The sequence below is a fragment of the Enterobacter cloacae complex sp. 382A5 genome, assembly GCF_050031095.1.
In the GTDB taxonomy this organism is placed as follows: Bacteria; Pseudomonadota; Gammaproteobacteria; order Enterobacterales; family Enterobacteriaceae; genus Enterobacter; species Enterobacter cloacae.
Genome location: NZ_JBLGVK010000001.1, coordinates 257525 through 274494 on the forward strand (window position 1 = coordinate 257525; position 16970 = coordinate 274494).

The 16970-nt window shown below is 55.2% G+C and carries 13 protein-coding genes, 2 rRNA genes and 1 riboswitch; of the genes, 8 read left to right on the plus strand and 7 right to left on the minus strand.

The features are described 5' to 3' along the window. Position 1 precedes the first annotated feature (1 nt). The 5 genes from thiS to ACQG2G_RS01240 form a co-directional block, all read right to left on the minus strand. Positions 2–202, minus strand: coding sequence for a sulfur carrier protein ThiS (thiS, locus tag ACQG2G_RS01220; RefSeq protein WP_013095009.1), 201 nt, complete (start codon positions 200–202; stop codon positions 2–4). Beyond that, the gene (locus ACQG2G_RS01225; RefSeq protein ID WP_013095010.1) at positions 186–941 is read right to left on the minus strand and encodes a HesA/MoeB/ThiF family protein; all 756 of its coding nucleotides are present in this window, start codon (positions 939–941) and stop codon (positions 186–188) included. The genes thiS and ACQG2G_RS01225 overlap by 17 nt, the downstream gene beginning before the upstream one ends. Next, positions 934–1569, minus strand: coding sequence for a thiamine phosphate synthase (gene thiE / locus ACQG2G_RS01230; RefSeq protein ID WP_061772611.1), 636 nt, complete (start codon positions 1567–1569; stop codon positions 934–936). Before thiE ends, ACQG2G_RS01225 begins: the two co-directional genes overlap by 8 nt. Continuing rightward, entirely contained in the window at positions 1569–3464 is a 1896-nt protein-coding gene (gene thiC, locus ACQG2G_RS01235) for a phosphomethylpyrimidine synthase ThiC (protein ID WP_369118553.1), read from the minus strand. The genes thiE and thiC overlap by 1 nt, the downstream gene beginning before the upstream one ends. 79 nt (positions 3465–3543) lie before the next feature. After that, a riboswitch (TPP riboswitch) is annotated at positions 3544–3653 on the minus strand. Between the two features lie 54 nt (positions 3654–3707). Beyond that, positions 3708–4205 carry an Rsd/AlgQ family anti-sigma factor gene (locus tag ACQG2G_RS01240; protein ID WP_013095013.1) on the minus strand — a complete coding sequence of 166 codons (498 nt, stop codon included), beginning with the start codon at positions 4203–4205 and terminating at the stop codon, positions 3708–3710. 95 nt (positions 4206–4300) lie between these two features. Here ACQG2G_RS01240 and nudC point away from each other — a divergent pair, with 95 nt between their 5' ends. The 6 genes from nudC to ACQG2G_RS01270 all read left to right on the plus strand — a co-directional run bounded on the left by nudC (position 4301) and on the right by ACQG2G_RS01270 (position 8655). After that, the gene (gene nudC, locus ACQG2G_RS01245; RefSeq protein WP_013095014.1) at positions 4301–5074 is read left to right on the plus strand and encodes an NAD(+) diphosphatase; all 774 of its coding nucleotides are present in this window, start codon (positions 4301–4303) and stop codon (positions 5072–5074) included. 40 nt (positions 5075–5114) lie between these two features. After that, positions 5115–6179 (plus strand): uroporphyrinogen decarboxylase, encoded by a 1065-nt coding sequence (gene hemE, locus ACQG2G_RS01250; protein ID WP_038418433.1) that lies wholly within the window; start codon positions 5115–5117, stop codon positions 6177–6179. A 9-nt stretch (positions 6180–6188) separates the two neighbouring features. Then, positions 6189–6857 carry a deoxyribonuclease V gene (nfi, locus tag ACQG2G_RS01255; protein ID WP_013095016.1) on the plus strand — a complete coding sequence of 223 codons (669 nt, stop codon included), beginning with the start codon at positions 6189–6191 and terminating at the stop codon, positions 6855–6857. 44 nt (positions 6858–6901) lie between these two features. Further along, positions 6902–7492, plus strand: a complete 591-nt coding sequence (locus ACQG2G_RS01260; RefSeq protein WP_013095017.1) for a YjaG family protein — start codon at positions 6902–6904, stop codon at positions 7490–7492. Between the two features lie 186 nt (positions 7493–7678). Then, positions 7679–7951, plus strand: coding sequence for a nucleoid-associated protein HU-alpha (gene hupA, locus ACQG2G_RS01265; RefSeq protein WP_002445246.1), 273 nt, complete (start codon positions 7679–7681; stop codon positions 7949–7951). Positions 7952–7962: 11 nt separating this feature from the next. Next, a complete protein-coding gene (locus ACQG2G_RS01270) occupies positions 7963–8655 on the plus strand; it encodes a DUF1481 domain-containing protein (protein WP_023621286.1) in 693 nt (230 codons plus the stop codon). 46 nt (positions 8656–8701) lie between these two features. Here ACQG2G_RS01270 and purD read toward each other — a convergent pair whose 3' ends face one another. Together purD and purH are read right to left on the minus strand one after the other, a co-directional pair. Further along, on the minus strand, positions 8702–9994 hold the full coding sequence (gene purD / locus ACQG2G_RS01275) for a phosphoribosylamine--glycine ligase (RefSeq protein WP_013095019.1): 1293 nt from the start codon (positions 9992–9994) through the stop codon (positions 8702–8704). 15 nt (positions 9995–10009) lie between these two features. Continuing rightward, positions 10010–11599 (minus strand): bifunctional phosphoribosylaminoimidazolecarboxamide formyltransferase/IMP cyclohydrolase, encoded by a 1590-nt coding sequence (gene purH, locus ACQG2G_RS01280; protein ID WP_094084037.1) that lies wholly within the window; start codon positions 11597–11599, stop codon positions 10010–10012. A gap of 563 nt (positions 11600–12162) precedes the next feature. On the opposite strand from purH, the gene ACQG2G_RS01285 reads away from it, so the two are divergent. After that, positions 12163–13702: ribosomal RNA gene (locus ACQG2G_RS01285) — 16S ribosomal RNA — on the plus strand. A 198-nt stretch (positions 13703–13900) separates the two neighbouring features. Further along, a 23S ribosomal RNA gene (locus ACQG2G_RS01290) occupies positions 13901–16803 on the plus strand. The 16S and 23S rRNA genes sit together here, the layout of an rRNA operon. The last annotated feature ends 167 nt before the right edge of the window (positions 16804–16970 follow it).

Sequence of the window (16970 nt, forward strand, 5' to 3'; positions counted from 1 at the left end):
CTCAGCCCCCGGCGATAACCTGAAACAGCAGGATCTGGTCGCCTTCGCTCACCTGCTGATGTTCCCACTGCTCACGCGGCAGGATCTGTTGATTAAGCGCCAGCGCCGTTCCCGGCTTGAGCTGGCGCAGCTTCTCGAGCAGCGCGGCAACGGTGAGACCGTCATCGCATTTCATCGGCTCATCATTAAACAGAATGCGCATTGCGGCCTCCGCACACCGGACAGTGGCTGGCGCGGTGCAGTGCCAGATGACGCCAGCCGCTGGAGCGGGCATCAAACAGCCGCAGCGTATTGCGCTCTGTTTCCATACCGCTGAGCAATTTGATGGCTTCCAGCGCCTGCAGGGTCCCCATCACGCCCACCACCGGGCCCAGTATGCCCGCGGTGCGGCAGTTGCGCTCCGGCTCGGCATCATCCGGCCACAGGCAGCGATAACAGCCCTGCGCCCAGGGCGGGGTCAGCACCATCATCTGCCCGCCGAAACCGACCGCACTGGCGGTGATAAGCGGCGTATTCTGTGCCACGCAGGCGGCGTTAATGGCCTGGCGGGTCGCCATATTGTCGGTGCAGTCCAGCACCGCATCAGCAAGGGCGACTTCGCGCTGCAGAGTGTCGCCGTGGAGTCGCTCCTGGTGCGCGATGAGCGTGATGTCCGGGTTCAACTGCTTCAGCCTTTTGCGGGTGATTTGCGCTTTGGGCTGGTTAACATCCTCCGTGGTGAAGAGGATTTGTCGCTGCAGGTTACTGATATGTACCTCGTCGTCATCGGCCAGAACCAGCGTGCCCACGCCCGCGCCTGCCAGATAGAGCGCGGCAGGAGCGCCTAATCCGCCCAGACCAACAATCAGGACCCGGCTGGCGAGCAGCTTTTGCTGCCCGTCAATGGCAATATCCTCCAGCAGGATCTGGCGGCTGTAGCGCATAAAATCACGATCATTCATCGCCTGCTCCTGCCAGCTTTAACAGCTGTGCGGTGGCGGCCTGCCAGTCTGCCGCCTGGGTAATGGCGCTGACGACAGCGATACTGCCGACACCGGTATCCAGCACGGCAGGAGCGCGTTCCAGGCTGATCCCACCGATCGCGACGGTAGGGTAATCGGCAAGGCGTTTAACGTGCGCCGCCAGCTGCGTCAGCCCCTGTGGGGCAGAGGGCATCTGTTTGGTCTGCGTCGGAAAAACATGGCCAAGTGCGATGTACGAAGGGCGAGCCGCCAGCGTCACGTCGATCTCCATGTCGTCGTGTGTTGACACCCCCAGTCTTAATCCAGCGTCCCGGATAGCGCTCAGGTCCGTTGTTTCCAGGTCCTCCTGACCCAGATGCACACCGTACGCCTGGTGCTTAACGGCCAGTCGCCAGTAGTCGTTGATAAACAGGCGCGCGTCGTAGCGACGCCCCAGCGCGATGGCGGCGACCACATCGGCCTCCACCTCGTCATCACGTTTATCCTTGATGCGCAGCTGGATTGTGCGAACGCCGCACGCCAGCAGGCGTTCGATCCACGCTACGCTGTCCACCACCGGATAGAGCCCTAAACGGAAGGGAACGCAAGGGAAATCAGGCTGATACATTACGCCTCCTCTTTTTTGAGGTAGATTTCGCCGCCCTTCGCGCGGAAGGTTTCTGACATATCCTCCATACCCACTTCAATGGTTTGCACGGCGGCGTAGTCACGCACTTCCTGGCTGATTTTCATCGAGCAGAATTTTGGCCCGCACATGGAGCAGAAGTGCGCCACTTTGCCCGACTCCTGCGGCAGGGTTTCATCGTGATACGCGCGGGCAGTGAAAGGATCGAGCGCCAGGTTGAACTGGTCTTCCCAGCGGAATTCAAAGCGCGCCTTCGACATGGCGTTGTCGCGGATTTGCGCGCCAGGGTGGCCTTTGGCCAGGTCCGCGGCGTGGGCGGCAATTTTGTAGGTGATCAGCCCCTGCTTCACATCCTCTTTGTTGGGCAGGCCGAGGTGCTCTTTCGGCGTCACATAGCAGAGCATGGCGCAGCCGAACCAGCCGATCATTGCCGCACCAATCCCGGAGGTGAAGTGGTCATAGCCCGGAGCGATATCCGTGGTCAACGGCCCCAGGGTATAGAATGGCGCTTCGTGGCAGTGCTCCAGCTCTTCGGTCATGTTGCGGCGGATCATCTGCATTGGCACGTGTCCCGGGCCTTCAATCATCACCTGCACGTCATACTCCCAGGCGATTTTGGTCAGCTCACCCAGGGTATGCAGTTCGGCAAACTGCGCTTCGTCGTTGGCATCACGAATGGAGCCCGGACGCAGGCCGTCGCCCAGCGACAGGGAGACATCGTACGCGGCACAGATTTCACAGATCTCGCGGAAGTGTTCGTAGAGGAAGTTTTCTTTATGGTGCGACAGGCACCATTTGGCCATGATAGAGCCGCCGCGCGAGACAATACCGGTCAGACGCTTCGCCGTCATCGGCACGTAGCGCAGCAGCACGCCCGCGTGAATGGTGAAGTAGTCGACTCCCTGTTCAGCCTGCTCCAGCAGCGTGTCGCGGAAGGCTTCCCAGGTGAGGTCTTCGGCAATACCGTTCACCTTCTCCAGTGCCTGATAAACGGGCACCGTTCCGATAGGCACCGGGCTATTGCGCAGGATCCACTCGCGGGTTTCGTGGATGTAACGCCCGGTGGAGAGATCCATCACCGTGTCCGCGCCCCAGCGTGTCGACCAGACCAGTTTTTCCACCTCTTCTTCGATGGAGGAGGTCACGGCCGAGTTGCCGATATTGGCGTTGACCTTCACCAGGAAGTTGCGGCCAATGATCATTGGTTCAGATTCGGGGTGATTGATGTTGGCAGGGATAATCGCGCGGCCAGCGGCCACTTCATCACGCACAAACTCCGGCGTGATGTTTTCCGGCAGACGTGCCCCGAAGCCTTCTCCCGGATGCTGATGGCGTAACACCTCGCTGCGGATACGCTCGCGACCCATGTTTTCACGAATGGCGATAAACTCCATCTCCGGCGTGACGATGCCCTGGTGGGCATAGTGCAGCTGGGTAACGCATTTACCCGCTTTCGCGCGTTTCGGCGTCAGCAACCCGGCGAAGCGCAGCTCATCAAGACCATCGTCCGCCAGACGCGCTTTGGTGTACGCCGAGCTGCGGTCAGAGAGCTCTTCGCAGTCGTTACGCGCGTCAATCCACGGCTGGCGCAATTTCGCCAGACCCTGCTGAACGTTAATGGCAACCGCAGGATCGCCGTACGGACCGGAGGTGTCATACACCGGAACGGCTTCGTTATCTTCATACTGCGGGTGTGCTTTGCTGCCACCGATAAGGGTCGGGCTAAGCTGGATTTCACGCATTGGCACGCGGATATCCGCCTGTGAACCGGTGATGTAAATGCGTTTTGAGTTCGGGAAAGCGGTGCCTTCCAGAGTGTCGATGAAGTGTTGGGCTTGTGCCCGCTGTTCGCGGCGGGTCAGTTTTGTTGTAGACATAGCTCATTCCAAAAGTGAAGGACATGGCTTGTCAGACGACGGATGAAGCAAGAGAGGATCGCCCTGGGGGCGATACAACAGCAGTGTGACTCTTGTTCCCTTCGCAGGTATTAGCCTGATCAGGTTCCGCGGATCCCGAATTAACGGTCTCAGCCCGTGCTTGCACACTGGGCACTCCGACAAGAAAAATCCCCCTCCGCAGAGGGGCGAATGGTTGTAAATTACTCGTTAACGATTAAGAACTCAAGCAGGTCGCGCGACGTTATCTTCGTGGCTCACATCCAGGCCGTGATCCAGGGCGAGGGCGATCAGCTTATCTTCCAGCGTGAATCGCTCTTCCAGCGCTTCGCCGAGGTCGGAAAGCGCCTGCTGAAACTCAAGATAGTTATCGTGATCGATAGCGTTCTCAAGCGTGGAATCGTAGTAATCCATGATCTGCTGGGTGTTAGCTTCCAGCAGCGGATAGAGTTTGCTGGCCGCTAAATACGGTGTAGTCCCTTCCATTTCGCGGATAATGCGTTCATAAATATTGAAATGGCCGTCGGACAGATAGTCGACCAGGCTCTGACAAAAATCATCCAGCGCTTTTTCATTCAACCGCATAAACGATTCTTTGCCAGGCTTAATACCGACCAGATTGTAATAAGCCACGAGTAGATGCTTGCGCACATGTAGCCAGCGATCCACCAGTTTGTTACTTCCTCTAACGCGCTCAGTCAGGCTCTCTAGCTGGTTTAACATGGTTGACTCCGCAAGGTTGAGAATTGAATCTGCTTATCCAAAATGTAACCACAATGCTAACAACATGTCAGTGAAGCGAAGGTAGTGCAATAGATATGGATCGTATTATTGAAAAATCAGATCTGGGTTGGTGGATCGTCAGTCACGAACAAAAATTATGGTTGCCTGCCGGGGAAATACCCTATGGCGCAGCAGAAAAATTCGATCTTGTCGGCCTGCCCGCGCTGAAGATCGGGGAATGGCAGGGTGAACCCGTGTGGTTGATCCAACAGCCACGCCGCAATGACATGGGATCGGTTCGTCAGGTGCTGGATCAGGATGTGGGTTTGTTCCAGCTGGCGGGTCGGGGTGTGCAGCTGGCTGAGTTTTACCGTTCGCATAAGTACTGCGGCTACTGTGGTCACACCATGCACCCCAGTAAAACCGAGTGGGCGATGCTCTGCAGCCACTGCCGTGAGCGCTACTACCCGCAAATTGCGCCGTGCATTATCGTCGCTATCCGTCGTGACGATTCCATCCTGCTGGCGCAGCACACCCGCCACCGCAACGGCATTCATACCGTGCTGGCCGGGTTCGTCGAGGTGGGCGAAACGCTGGAACAGGCGGTGGCGCGTGAAGTGATGGAAGAGAGCGGGATTAAGGTTAAAAACCTGCGCTATGTTACCTCCCAGCCGTGGCCGTTCCCGCAGTCGCTGATGACGGCCTTTATGGCCGATTATGACAGCGGCGAGATTGTCATCGACCAGAAAGAGTTGCTGGAGGCGAACTGGTATCGTTATGACGATTTGCCGCTGCTGCCACCGCCAGGCACCGTCGCCCGTCGGCTGATAGAAGATACCGTAGCAATGTGTCGGGCTGATGCTGAGTGACATGTTACACTGAGGCCATGACGCTTAAGGAACTGCAAAAATGACCGAACTGAAAAACGATCGTTATCTGCGTGCGCTGCTGCGCCAGCCCGTTGATGTCACCCCGGTGTGGATGATGCGCCAGGCGGGACGCTACTTGCCAGAGTACAAAGCCACGCGTGCGCAGGCGGGCGATTTTATGTCGCTGTGCAAAAATGCCGAGCTGGCGTGTGAAGTCACGCTCCAGCCGCTGCGCCGCTTCCCGCTGGATGCCGCCATTCTCTTTTCGGACATTCTGACCATTCCGGATGCGATGGGCCTTGGGCTCTATTTCGAAACCGGCGAAGGCCCGCGTTTCACTTCCCCAATCAAAAGCAGAGCGGATGTTGATAAGCTGCCCGTTCCCGATCCTGAACAGGAGCTGGGCTATGTGATGAATGCCGTGCGCACCATTCGTCGTGAACTGAAAGGCGAAGTCCCGCTGATTGGCTTCTCCGGCAGTCCGTGGACGCTGGCGACCTATATGGTTGAAGGCGGCAGCAGTAAAGCCTTTACCGTGATCAAAAAGATGATGTATGCCGAGCCGCTGGCCCTGCATGCGCTACTCGATAAGCTGGCGAAAAGCGTCACCCTCTATCTGAACGCGCAGATCAAAGCGGGTGCGCAGTCGGTGATGATTTTCGATACCTGGGGCGGCGTGCTGACCGGGCGCGATTATCAGCAATTTTCGCTCTACTACATGCACAAAATCGTTGATGGCCTTCTGCGTGAAAATGAAGGCCGCCGTGTGCCGGTCACGCTGTTCACCAAAGGCGGCGGCCAGTGGCTGGAAGCCATGGCGGCGACCGGCTGCGATGCGCTGGGTCTCGACTGGACCACCGATATCGCCGACGCGCGCCGTCGCGTGGGTGACAAAGTGGCGCTGCAGGGCAATATGGATCCGTCCATGCTCTACGCGCAGCCTGCCCGTATTGAAGAAGAGGTGGCGTCTATTCTGGCTGGCTTTGGCCAGGGGGAAGGGCACGTGTTTAACCTCGGGCACGGTATCCATCAGGACGTTCCGCCAGAGCACGCTGGCGCGTTTGTGGAGGCGGTGCACCGACTTTCTGCGCAATATCACAAATAAGGAGTGGTTATGGATCTCGCGTCATTACGCGCTCAACAGATAGAACTGGCTTCATCCGTGATCCGCGAGGATCGTCTGGATAAGGATCCCCCGCAGTATATAGGCGGTGCGGATGTCGGGTTTGAGCAGGGCGGTGAAGTGACGCGGGCGGCGATGGTGCTGCTGAAGTATCCCTCACTTGAGCTGGTGGAGTACAAAGTGGCGCGTATCGCCACCACCATGCCGTACATACCGGGCTTTCTCTCCTTCCGTGAATACCCCGCGCTGCTCGCAGCGTGGGAGCAACTCTCACAAAAACCCGATCTGCTGTTTGTTGATGGACACGGTATCTCTCATCCGCGTCGCTTAGGCGTTGCCAGCCACTTTGGTCTGCTGGTGGATGTACCCACCATCGGTGTGGCCAAAAAACGCCTGTGCGGTGCATTTGAGCCGCTTTCCGCCGAGCCGGGCGCGCTGGCGCCGCTTATCGATAAGGGTGAGCAGCTGGCATGGGTCTGGCGCAGTAAAGCGCGCTGTAACCCGCTGTTTATCGCAACCGGGCACCGTGTGAGCATGGACAGCGCCCTGGCCTGGGTGCAGCGTTGTATGAAGGGTTACCGGTTACCTGAGCCCACGCGTTGGGCAGATGCGGTGGCCTCTGCTCGTCCGGCTTTTGTTCGTTGGCAGGAAATTCAGTGATGAATCAGGTAAACTGCGGCTAATTTTCGATTCGAGATCTCATCATGCTACAAAACCCGATTCACCTGCGCCTTGAGAAGCTGGAAAGCTGGCAGCACGTCACCTTTATGGCTTGCCTGTGCGAGCGCATGTATCCGAACTACGCCGCGTTCTGCAAGCAGACGGAGTTTGGTGATGGCCATATTTATCGCCGGATCCTCGACCTCATCTGGGAAACGCTGACGGTCAAAGACGCAAAGGTGAACTTCGACTCTCAGCTGGAAAAACTCGAAGAGGCTATTCCGGTGGCGGATGATTTTGATCTGTACGGTGTCTATCCGGCAATTGATGCCTGCGTAGCGTTAAGCGAACTGATTCACTCTCGTCTGAGCGGTGAAACGCTGGAGCACGCTATTGAAGTCAGTAAGGCATCCATTACGACCGTAGCGATGCTCGAAATGACCCAGGCAGGCCGTGAAATGACCGACGAAGAACTGCGGGCTAACCCTGCGGTTGAACAGGAATGGGATATTCAGTGGGAGATTTTCCGCCTGCTGGCAGAGTGTGAAGAACGCGATATTGAGCTGATAAAAGGGCTGCGTGCGGACTTGCGCGAGGCCGGCGAGAGTAATATTGGTATAATTTTTAACCAATGAGACAACAAAACGTGATTTAACGCCTGTTTTGTCGCACCTCGACTCTTCCCTTCTGCCCCCCGTCTGGTCTACATTTGGGGGGCGAAAAAAAGTGGCTATCGGTGCGTGTATGCAGGAGAGTGCTATTTTGGCATTTTCGTCGCACTCGATGCTTAGCAAGCGATAAACACATTGAAAGGATAACTTATGAACAAGACTCAACTGATTGATGTAATTGCGGACAAGGCTGATCTGTCTAAAGTGCAGGCTAAAGCTGCTCTGGAATCTACCCTGGCTGCTATTACTGAGTCTCTGAAAGAAGGCGATGCTGTACAACTGGTTGGTTTCGGTACCTTCAAAGTGAACCACCGCGCTGAGCGTACTGGCCGCAACCCGCAGACCGGTAAAGAAATCAAAATCGCCGCAGCTAACGTGCCGGCATTTGTTTCTGGTAAAGCACTGAAAGACGCAGTTAAGTAAGACGCGTGGCAGTGAACAGTTTTAACGAAGGGGCGGCAACGCCCCTTTTGTCATTCTGGCGTGGCGCGCTTGCGCTGGCGGGCGTGTTACTGCTTTCCGCCTGTAGCCATGACACCTCTTTACCACCGTTTACCGCCAGCGGTTACGCTGACAACCAGGGAGCGGTGAGGATCTGGCGTAAAGATTCTGGCGGTGAAGTGCATCTGCTTTCCGCTTTTAGCCCGTGGCATAACGGCAATACATCGACCGCAGAGTATCGTTGGCAGGGAGACGACCTGTCATTCATCGAACTCAATATCTACGGCAAAACCCCCGAACATGTAAAAGTGCGGTTTGATGACCACGGCGAGCTGAGCTTTATGCAGCGTGAAGTCAACGGTCAAAAACAGCAACTCTCCAGCGATCAGGTTGCTCTCTATCGTTATCGTGCCGGACAAATCCGCCAGACCAGCGATGCGCTGCGTCAGGGACGCGTGGTGCTGCGCCAGGGGCGCTGGCATACCGATGGTACGGTCACTACCTGCGAAGGACAGACAGTCAAACCTGATCTTGAATCCTGGGCAACCGAACATATACAGCGCCGTCAGCGTCATTCATCGATGGAAGTGAGTGTGGCGTGGCTTGAAGCGCCTGAAGGCTCTCAGCTGTTGCTGGTGGCGAACGAAGATTTCTGCACCTGGCAGCCGACAGAAAAGAGTTTTTGACGTAAATCCCCTCTCCCTTCAGGGAGAGGGTTAGGATGAGGGGGGATTACTCCCCCTGCTCACGTGCAATCGCACGATAACCGATATCCTGACGGCTAAAGCTACCGTTCCAGTGGATATCCGCCATCAGGGCATAGGCGCGCTTCTGCGCTTCGGCAACGGTATGACCCAGCGCGGTGGCACACAGCACGCGGCCACCATTGGTCAGTACGCGATCGTCGTCAGCCAGTTTCGTTCCGGCGTGGAACACCTTGGCACCTTCGGTTTCTTCCAGCGGCAGGCCATGGATCTCATCTCCGGTGTTGTAGTGGCCAGGATAACCGCCCGCAGCAATCACCACGCCCAGAGACGCGCGTTCGTCCCACTCTGAGGTTTTCTCATCCAGCTTGCCGTCGCATGCGGCCAGGCACAGCTCCACCAGGTCAGATTTCATGCGCAGCATGATTGGCTGAGTTTCTGGATCGCCGAAGCGGCAGTTAAATTCGATCACCTTCGGATTGCCCTGCTTGTCAATCATCAGGCCCGCATAGAGGAAACCGGTGTAAGTGTTACCCTCGGCAGCCATTCCTTTTACGGTTGGCCAGATGATACGGTCCATGGTGCGCTGATGCACTTCATCCGTCACCACAGGGGCAGGAGAGTAAGCGCCCATACCGCCGGTATTCGGTCCGGTATCCGCATTGCCCACGCGCTTATGGTCCTGGCTGGTGGCCATCGGCAGAACGTGTTCGCCATCCACCATCACGATAAAGCTCGCCTCTTCGCCATCAAGGAACTCTTCAATCACGATGCGGTGGCCCGCGTCGCCAAAGGCATTGCCTGCCAGCATATCCTGTACGGCTGCTTCGGCTTCTTCGAGCGTCATCGCGACGATAACACCTTTACCGGCAGCCAGACCGTCGGCTTTGATCACAATCGGCGCGCCTTTTTCACGCAAGTAAGCCAGCGCGGGCTCGACTTCGGTGAAGTTCTGGTATTCCGCCGTCGGGATGTTATGACGCGCAAGGAAATCCTTGGTAAAGGCTTTAGACCCTTCCAGTTGTGCAGCGCCTTCCGTCGGACCGAAGATTTTCAGCCCTGCAGCACGGAACGCGTCAACGACGCCAATCACCAGTGGCGCTTCCGGGCCGACGATGGTGAGATCGATTTTCTCGTTCTGGGCAAAGCTCAGCAGCGCGGGGATATCGGTCACGCCGATGGCGACGTTCTGCAGCGCAGGTTCCAGCGCCGTACCCGCATTACCCGGAGCCACAAAAACGGTTTCAACCAGCGGAGACTGCGCCGCTTTCCACGCCAGCGCGTGCTCGCGCCCGCCGTTACCAATCACTAATACTTTCATTTTCTGCTCCGGGAATTAATGACGGAAGTGACGCATATCGGTAAAGATCATCGCAATGCCGTGTTCGTCGGCAGCGGCAATGACTTCGTCGTCACGGATAGAACCGCCAGGCTGGATCACACAGGTGATACCCACAGCGGCGGCCGCATCAATACCATCACGGAACGGGAAGAAGGCGTCAGATGCCATGGCAGAACCTTTTACTTCCAGGCCTTCGTCGCCTGCTTTGATACCGGCAATTTTCGCAGAGTAAACGCGGCTCATCTGGCCTGCACCTATCCCGATGGTCATGTTCTCTTTGGCATAGACAATGGCGTTGGATTTCACGAACTTCGCCACTTTCCAGCAGAACAGCGCATCACGCAGTTCCTGTTCGGTTGGCTGACGTTTGGTGACGACGCGCAGGTCAGCGGCTGTCACCATGCCCAAATCGCGATCCTGAACCAGCAGCCCACCATTTACACGTTTGAAATCAAGACCCGGCACGCGCTCTGCCCACTGGCCGCAAACCAGCACGCGCACGTTCTGTTTCGCGGCGGTGATTCTCAGCGCTTCTTCAGACGCAGATGGCGCGATGATCACTTCTACAAACTGACGAGAGATAATGGCCTGCGCGGTTTCGGCATCCAGTTCACGGTTAAACGCGATAATGCCGCCGAAGGCAGAGGTTGGGTCAGTTTTATAGGCGCGATCGTAAGCGTCCAGGATAGAGGTACTGACCGCTACGCCGCAGGGGTTCGCATGCTTCACAATAACGCAGGCAGGCTCATTGAACTCTTTCACACACTCCAGTGCGGCATCGGTATCGGCAATATTGTTATAAGAGAGCGCTTTGCCCTGAACCTGCTGGGCGGTAGCGACAGAAGCTTCTTTTACCTCTTCTTCTATATAGAAGGCTGCCTGCTGGTGGCTGTTCTCGCCATAACGCATATCCTGCTTCTTGATGAAGTTCAGGTTCAGCGTGCGTGGGAAGCGGCCGGAAGGATCTTTGCTTTCGCCGTGGTAAGCCGGCACCAGGCTACCGAAGTAGTTGGCGATCATGCTGTCGTACGCGGCGGTGTGTTCGAATGCTTTAATCGCGAGGTCGAAACGGGTGTCCAGAGTCAGTGACCCTTCGTTCGCATCCATTTCATTAATAATGGCGGAGTAGTCGCTGCTCTTCACCACAATGGCCACGTCTTTATGGTTCTTGGCCGCGGAGCGCACCATCGTCGGTCCGCCGATATCAATATTCTCTACGGCGTCTTCCAGAGAGCAACCTTCACGCGCCACGGTTTGGGCGAACGGATAAAGGTTAACGACAACCATATCAATTGGCGCGATATCATGCTGTTCCATAATGGCATCATCCTGACCGCGACGACCCAGAATGCCGCCGTGGACTTTCGGGTGCAGGGTTTTGACGCGTCCATCCATCATTTCCGGGAAACCGGTGTAATCGGACACTTCGGTTACCGGCAGACCTTTATCTGCTAACAGGCGTGCGGTACCACCTGTGGACAGCAGCTCTACACCACGTGCAGAAAGTGCCTGAGCGAATTCGACGATACCGGCTTTATCAGAAACACTGAGCAGAGCGCGGCGGACTGGACGACGTTGTTGCATGGTAAATCCCCTGGATTTCACGATTACAGAGAGCGTTAGATGAATTTTCCAGCGAAAAACTCATCTAACACACCTGACGAGGCATCCTTGTTAAGCGCGAGCATTTTAACGAAAACGTTTGCGCAACGCTCGCGAATTTTCACTTTTTCGCATCGCTGTGGATAACTCTGTGTGTAAAAAGGTATAAGGCGGGGTTTTGCTGGGGAATGCAGCAGTCAGTCATTTTTCTGTCATTTAGCGGTTGCGGCCTGCGGAGAACTCCCTATAATGCGCCTCCATCGACACGGCGGATGTGAATCACTTCACAAACAACCCGGTCGGTTGAAGAGAAAAAATCCTGAAATTCAGGGTTGACTCTGAAAGAGGAAAGCGTAATATACGCCACCTCGCGACAGAGCGCTGAAGCGCGTCGCAACTGCTCTTTAACAATTTATCAGACAATCTGTGTGGGCACTCAAAGTGACATGGATTCTTAACGTCGCAAGACGAAAAATGAATACCAAGTCTCAACGAGTGAACACGTAATTCATTACGAAGTTTAATTCATTGAGCATCAAACTTTTAAATTGAAGAGTTTGATCATGGCTCAGATTGAACGCTGGCGGCAGGCCTAACACATGCAAGTCGAACGGTAGCACAGAGAGCTTGCTCTCGGGTGACGAGTGGCGGACGGGTGAGTAATGTCTGGGAAACTGCCTGATGGAGGGGGATAACTACTGGAAACGGTAGCTAATACCGCATAACGTCGCAAGACCAAAGAGGGGGACCTTCGGGCCTCTTGCCATCAGATGTGCCCAGATGGGATTAGCTAGTAGGTGGGGTAACGGCTCACCTAGGCGACGATCCCTAGCTGGTCTGAGAGGATGACCAGCCACACTGGAACTGAGACACGGTCCAGACTCCTACGGGAGGCAGCAGTGGGGAATATTGCACAATGGGCGCAAGCCTGATGCAGCCATGCCGCGTGTATGAAGAAGGCCTTCGGGTTGTAAAGTACTTTCAGCGGGGAGGAAGGTGTTGTGGTTAATAACCGCAGCAATTGACGTTACCCGCAGAAGAAGCACCGGCTAACTCCGTGCCAGCAGCCGCGGTAATACGGAGGGTGCAAGCGTTAATCGGAATTACTGGGCGTAAAGCGCACGCAGGCGGTCTGTCAAGTCGGATGTGAAATCCCCGGGCTCAACCTGGGAACTGCATTCGAAACTAGCAGGCTAGAGTCTTGTAGAGGGGGGTAGAATTCCAGGTGTAGCGGTGAAATGCGTAGAGATCTGGAGGAATACCGGTGGCGAAGGCGGCCCCCTGGACAAAGACTGACGCTCAGGTGCGAAAGCGTGGGGAGCAAACAGGATTAGATACCCTGGTAGTCCACGCCGTAAACGATGTCGATTTGGAGGTTGTGCCCTTGAGGCGTGGCTTCCGGAGCTAACGCGTTAAATCGACCGCCTGGGGAGTACGGCCGCAAGGTTAAAACTCAAATGAATTGACGGGGGCCCGCACAAGCGGTGGAGCATGTGGTTTAATTCGATGCAACGCGAAGAACCTTACCTGGTCTTGACATCCACAGAACTTTCCAGAGATGGATTGGTGCCTTCGGGAACTGTGAGACAGGTGCTGCATGGCTGTCGTCAGCTCGTGTTGTGAAATGTTGGGTTAAGTCCCGCAACGAGCGCAACCCTTATCCTTTGTTGCCAGCGGTTAGGCCGGGAACTCAAAGGAGACTGCCAGTGATAAACTGGAGGAAGGTGGGGATGACGTCAAGTCATCATGGCCCTTACGACCAGGGCTACACACGTGCTACAATGGCGCATACAAAGAGAAGCGACCTCGCGAGAGCAAGCGGACCTCATAAAGTGCGTCGTAGTCCGGATTGGAGTCTGCAACTCGACTCCATGAAGTCGGAATCGCTAGTAATCGTAGATCAGAATGCTACGGTGAATACGTTCCCGGGCCTTGTACACACCGCCCGTCACACCATGGGAGTGGGTTGCAAAAGAAGTAGGTAGCTTAACCTTCGGGAGGGCGCTTACCACTTTGTGATTCATGACTGGGGTGAAGTCGTAACAAGGTAACCGTAGGGGAACCTGCGGTTGGATCACCTCCTTACCTTAAAGAACCTGCCTTTGCAGTGCTCACACAGATTGTTTGATAAATGAATAATTTCAAAATGTACTGTTAAGTGCATTGTGAAATTTTGCTCTTTAAAAATCTGGATCAAGCTGAAAATTGAAACGACACACAGTTAATGTGTGTTCGAGTCTCTCAAATTTTCGCAATCAGAAGTGAAACATCTTCGGGTTGTGAGGTTAAGCGACTAAGCGTACACGGTGGATGCCCTGGCAGTCAGAGGCGATGAAGGACGTGCTAATCTGCGAAAAGCGCCGGCGAGGTGATATGAACCCTTGACCCGGCGATGTCCGAATGGGGAAACCCAGTGCAATCCGTTGCACTATCGTTAACTGAATACATAGGTTAACGAGGCGAACCGGGGGAACTGAAACATCTAAGTACCCCGAGGAAAAGAAATCAACCGAGATTCCCCCAGTAGCGGCGAGCGAACGGGGAGCAGCCCAGAGTCTGAATCAGCTTGTGTGTTAGTGGAAGCGTCTGGAAAGTCGCACGGTACAGGGTGATAGTCCCGTACACGAAAGCACACAGGCTGTGAACTCGAAGAGTAGGGCGGGACACGTGGTATCCTGTCTGAATATGGGGGGACCATCCTCCAAGGCTAAATACTCCTGACTGACCGATAGTGAACCAGTACCGTGAGGGAAAGGCGAAAAGAACCCCGGCGAGGGGAGTGAAAAAGAACCTGAAACCGTGTACGTACAAGCAGTGGGAGCACCTTCGGGTGTGACTGCGTACCTTTTGTATAATGGGTCAGCGACTTATATTCTGTAGCAAGGTTAACCGTATAGGGGAGCCGAAGGGAAACCGAGTCTTAACTGGGCGTTAAGTTGCAGGGTATAGACCCGAAACCCGGTGATCTAGCCATGGGCAGGTTGAAGGTTGGGTAACACTAACTGGAGGACCGAACCGACTAATGTTGAAAAATTAGCGGATGACCTGTGGCTGGGGGTGAAAGGCCAATCAAACCGGGAGATAGCTGGTTCTCCCCGAAAGCTATTTAGGTAGCGCCTCGTGAACTCATCTTCGGGGGTAGAGCACTGTTTCGGCTAGGGGGCCATCCCGGCTTACCAACCCGATGCAAACTACGAATACCGAAGAATGTTATCACGGGAGACACACGGCGGGTGCTAACGTCCGTCGTGAAGAGGGAAACAACCCAGACCGCCAGCTAAGGTCCCAAAGTCATGGTTAAGTGGGAAACGATGTGGGAAGGCACAGACAGCCAGGATGTTGGCTTAGAAGCAGCCATCATTTAAAGAAAGCGTAATAGCTCACTGGTCGAGTCGGCCTGCGCGGAAGATGTAACGGGGCTAAACCATGCACCGAAGCTGCGGCAGCGACACTCTGTGTTGTTGGGTAGGGGAGCGTTCTGTAAGCCGTTGAAGGTGGCCTGTGAGGGTTGCTGGAGGTATCAGAAGTGCGAATGCTGACATAAGTAACGATAAAGCGGGTGAAAAGCCCGCTCGCCGGAAGACCAAGGGTTCCTGTCCAACGTTAATCGGGGCAGGGTGAGTCGACCCCTAAGGCGAGGCCGAAAGGCGTAGTCGATGGGAAACAGGTTAATATTCCTGTACTTGGTGTTACTGCGAAGGGGGGACGGAGAAGGCTATGTTAGCCGGGCGACGGTTGTCCCGGTTTAAGCATGTAGGCGGAGGTTCCAGGTAAATCCGGTACCTTTTAACGCTGAGGTGTGATGACGAGGCACTACGGTGCTGAAGTAACAAATGCCCTGCTTCCAGGAAAAGCCTCTAAGCATCAGGTAACATCAAATCGTACCCCAAACCGACACAGGTGGTCAGGTAGAGAATACCAAGGCGCTTGAGAGAACTCGGGTGAAGGAACTAGGCAAAATGGTGCCGTAACTTCGGGAGAAGGCACGCTGATATGTAGGTGAAGCCCCTGCGGGTGGAGCTGAAATCAGTCGAAGATACCAGCTGGCTGCAACTGTTTATTAAAAACACAGCACTGTGCAAACACGAAAGTGGACGTATACGGTGTGACGCCTGCCCGGTGCCGGAAGGTTAATTGATGGGGTTAGCGGCAACGCGAAGCTCTTGATCGAAGCCCCGGTAAACGGCGGCCGTAACTATAACGGTCCTAAGGTAGCGAAATTCCTTGTCGGGTAAGTTCCGACCTGCACGAATGGCGTAATGATGGCCAGGCTGTCTCCACCCGAGACTCAGTGAAATTGAACTCGCTGTGAAGATGCAGTGTACCCGCGGCAAGACGGAAAGACCCCGTGAACCTTTACTATAGCTTGACACTGAACACTGGTCCTTGATGTGTAGGATAGGTGGGAGGCTTTGAAGCGTGGACGCCAGTCTGCGTGGAGCCATCCTTGAAATACCACCCTTTAATGGCTGGTGTTCTAACGTAGACCCGTAATCCGGGTTGCGGACAGTGTCTGGTGGGTAGTTTGACTGGGGCGGTCTCCTCCCAAAGAGTAACGGAGGAGCACGAAGGTTAGCTAATCCTGGTCGGACATCAGGAGGTTAGTGCAATGGCATAAGCTAGCTTGACTGCGAGAGTGACGGCTCGAGCAGGTGCGAAAGCAGGTCATAGTGATCCGGTGGTTCTGAATGGAAGGGCCATCGCTCAACGGATAAAAGGTACTCCGGGGATAACAGGCTGATACCGCCCAAGAGTTCATATCGACGGCGGTGTTTGGCACCTCGATGTCGGCTCATCACATCCTGGGGCTGAAGTAGGTCCCAAGGGTATGGCTGTTCGCCATTTAAAGTGGTACGCGAGCTGGGTTTAGAACGTCGTGAGACAGTTCGGTCCCTATCTGCCGTGGGCGCTGGAGAATTGAGGGGGGCTGCTCCTAGTACGAGAGGACCGGAGTGGACGCATCACTGGTGTTCGGGTTGTCATGCCAATGGCACTGCCCGGTAGCTAAATGCGGAAGAGATAAGTGCTGAAAGCATCTAAGCACGAAACTTGCCCCGAGATGAGTTCTCCCTGAGACTTAAAGTCTCCTGAAGGAACGTTGAAGACGACGACGTTGATAGGTCGGGTGTGTAAGCGCAGCGATGCGTTGAGCTAACCGATACTAATGAACCGTGAGGCTTAACCTTACAACGCCGAAGATGTTTTGGCGAAGAGACAGATTTTCAGCTTTGATTCAGAGTCCGAAGGATTTTGCGCTGAGACAAGGCGGCAAGCGAAGGAAAGGAAGGAGCATACTGAGGTATGTGACTGACTTTACGAGAGCAGCCAACGCAGTATCAGCCCAAAAGACACA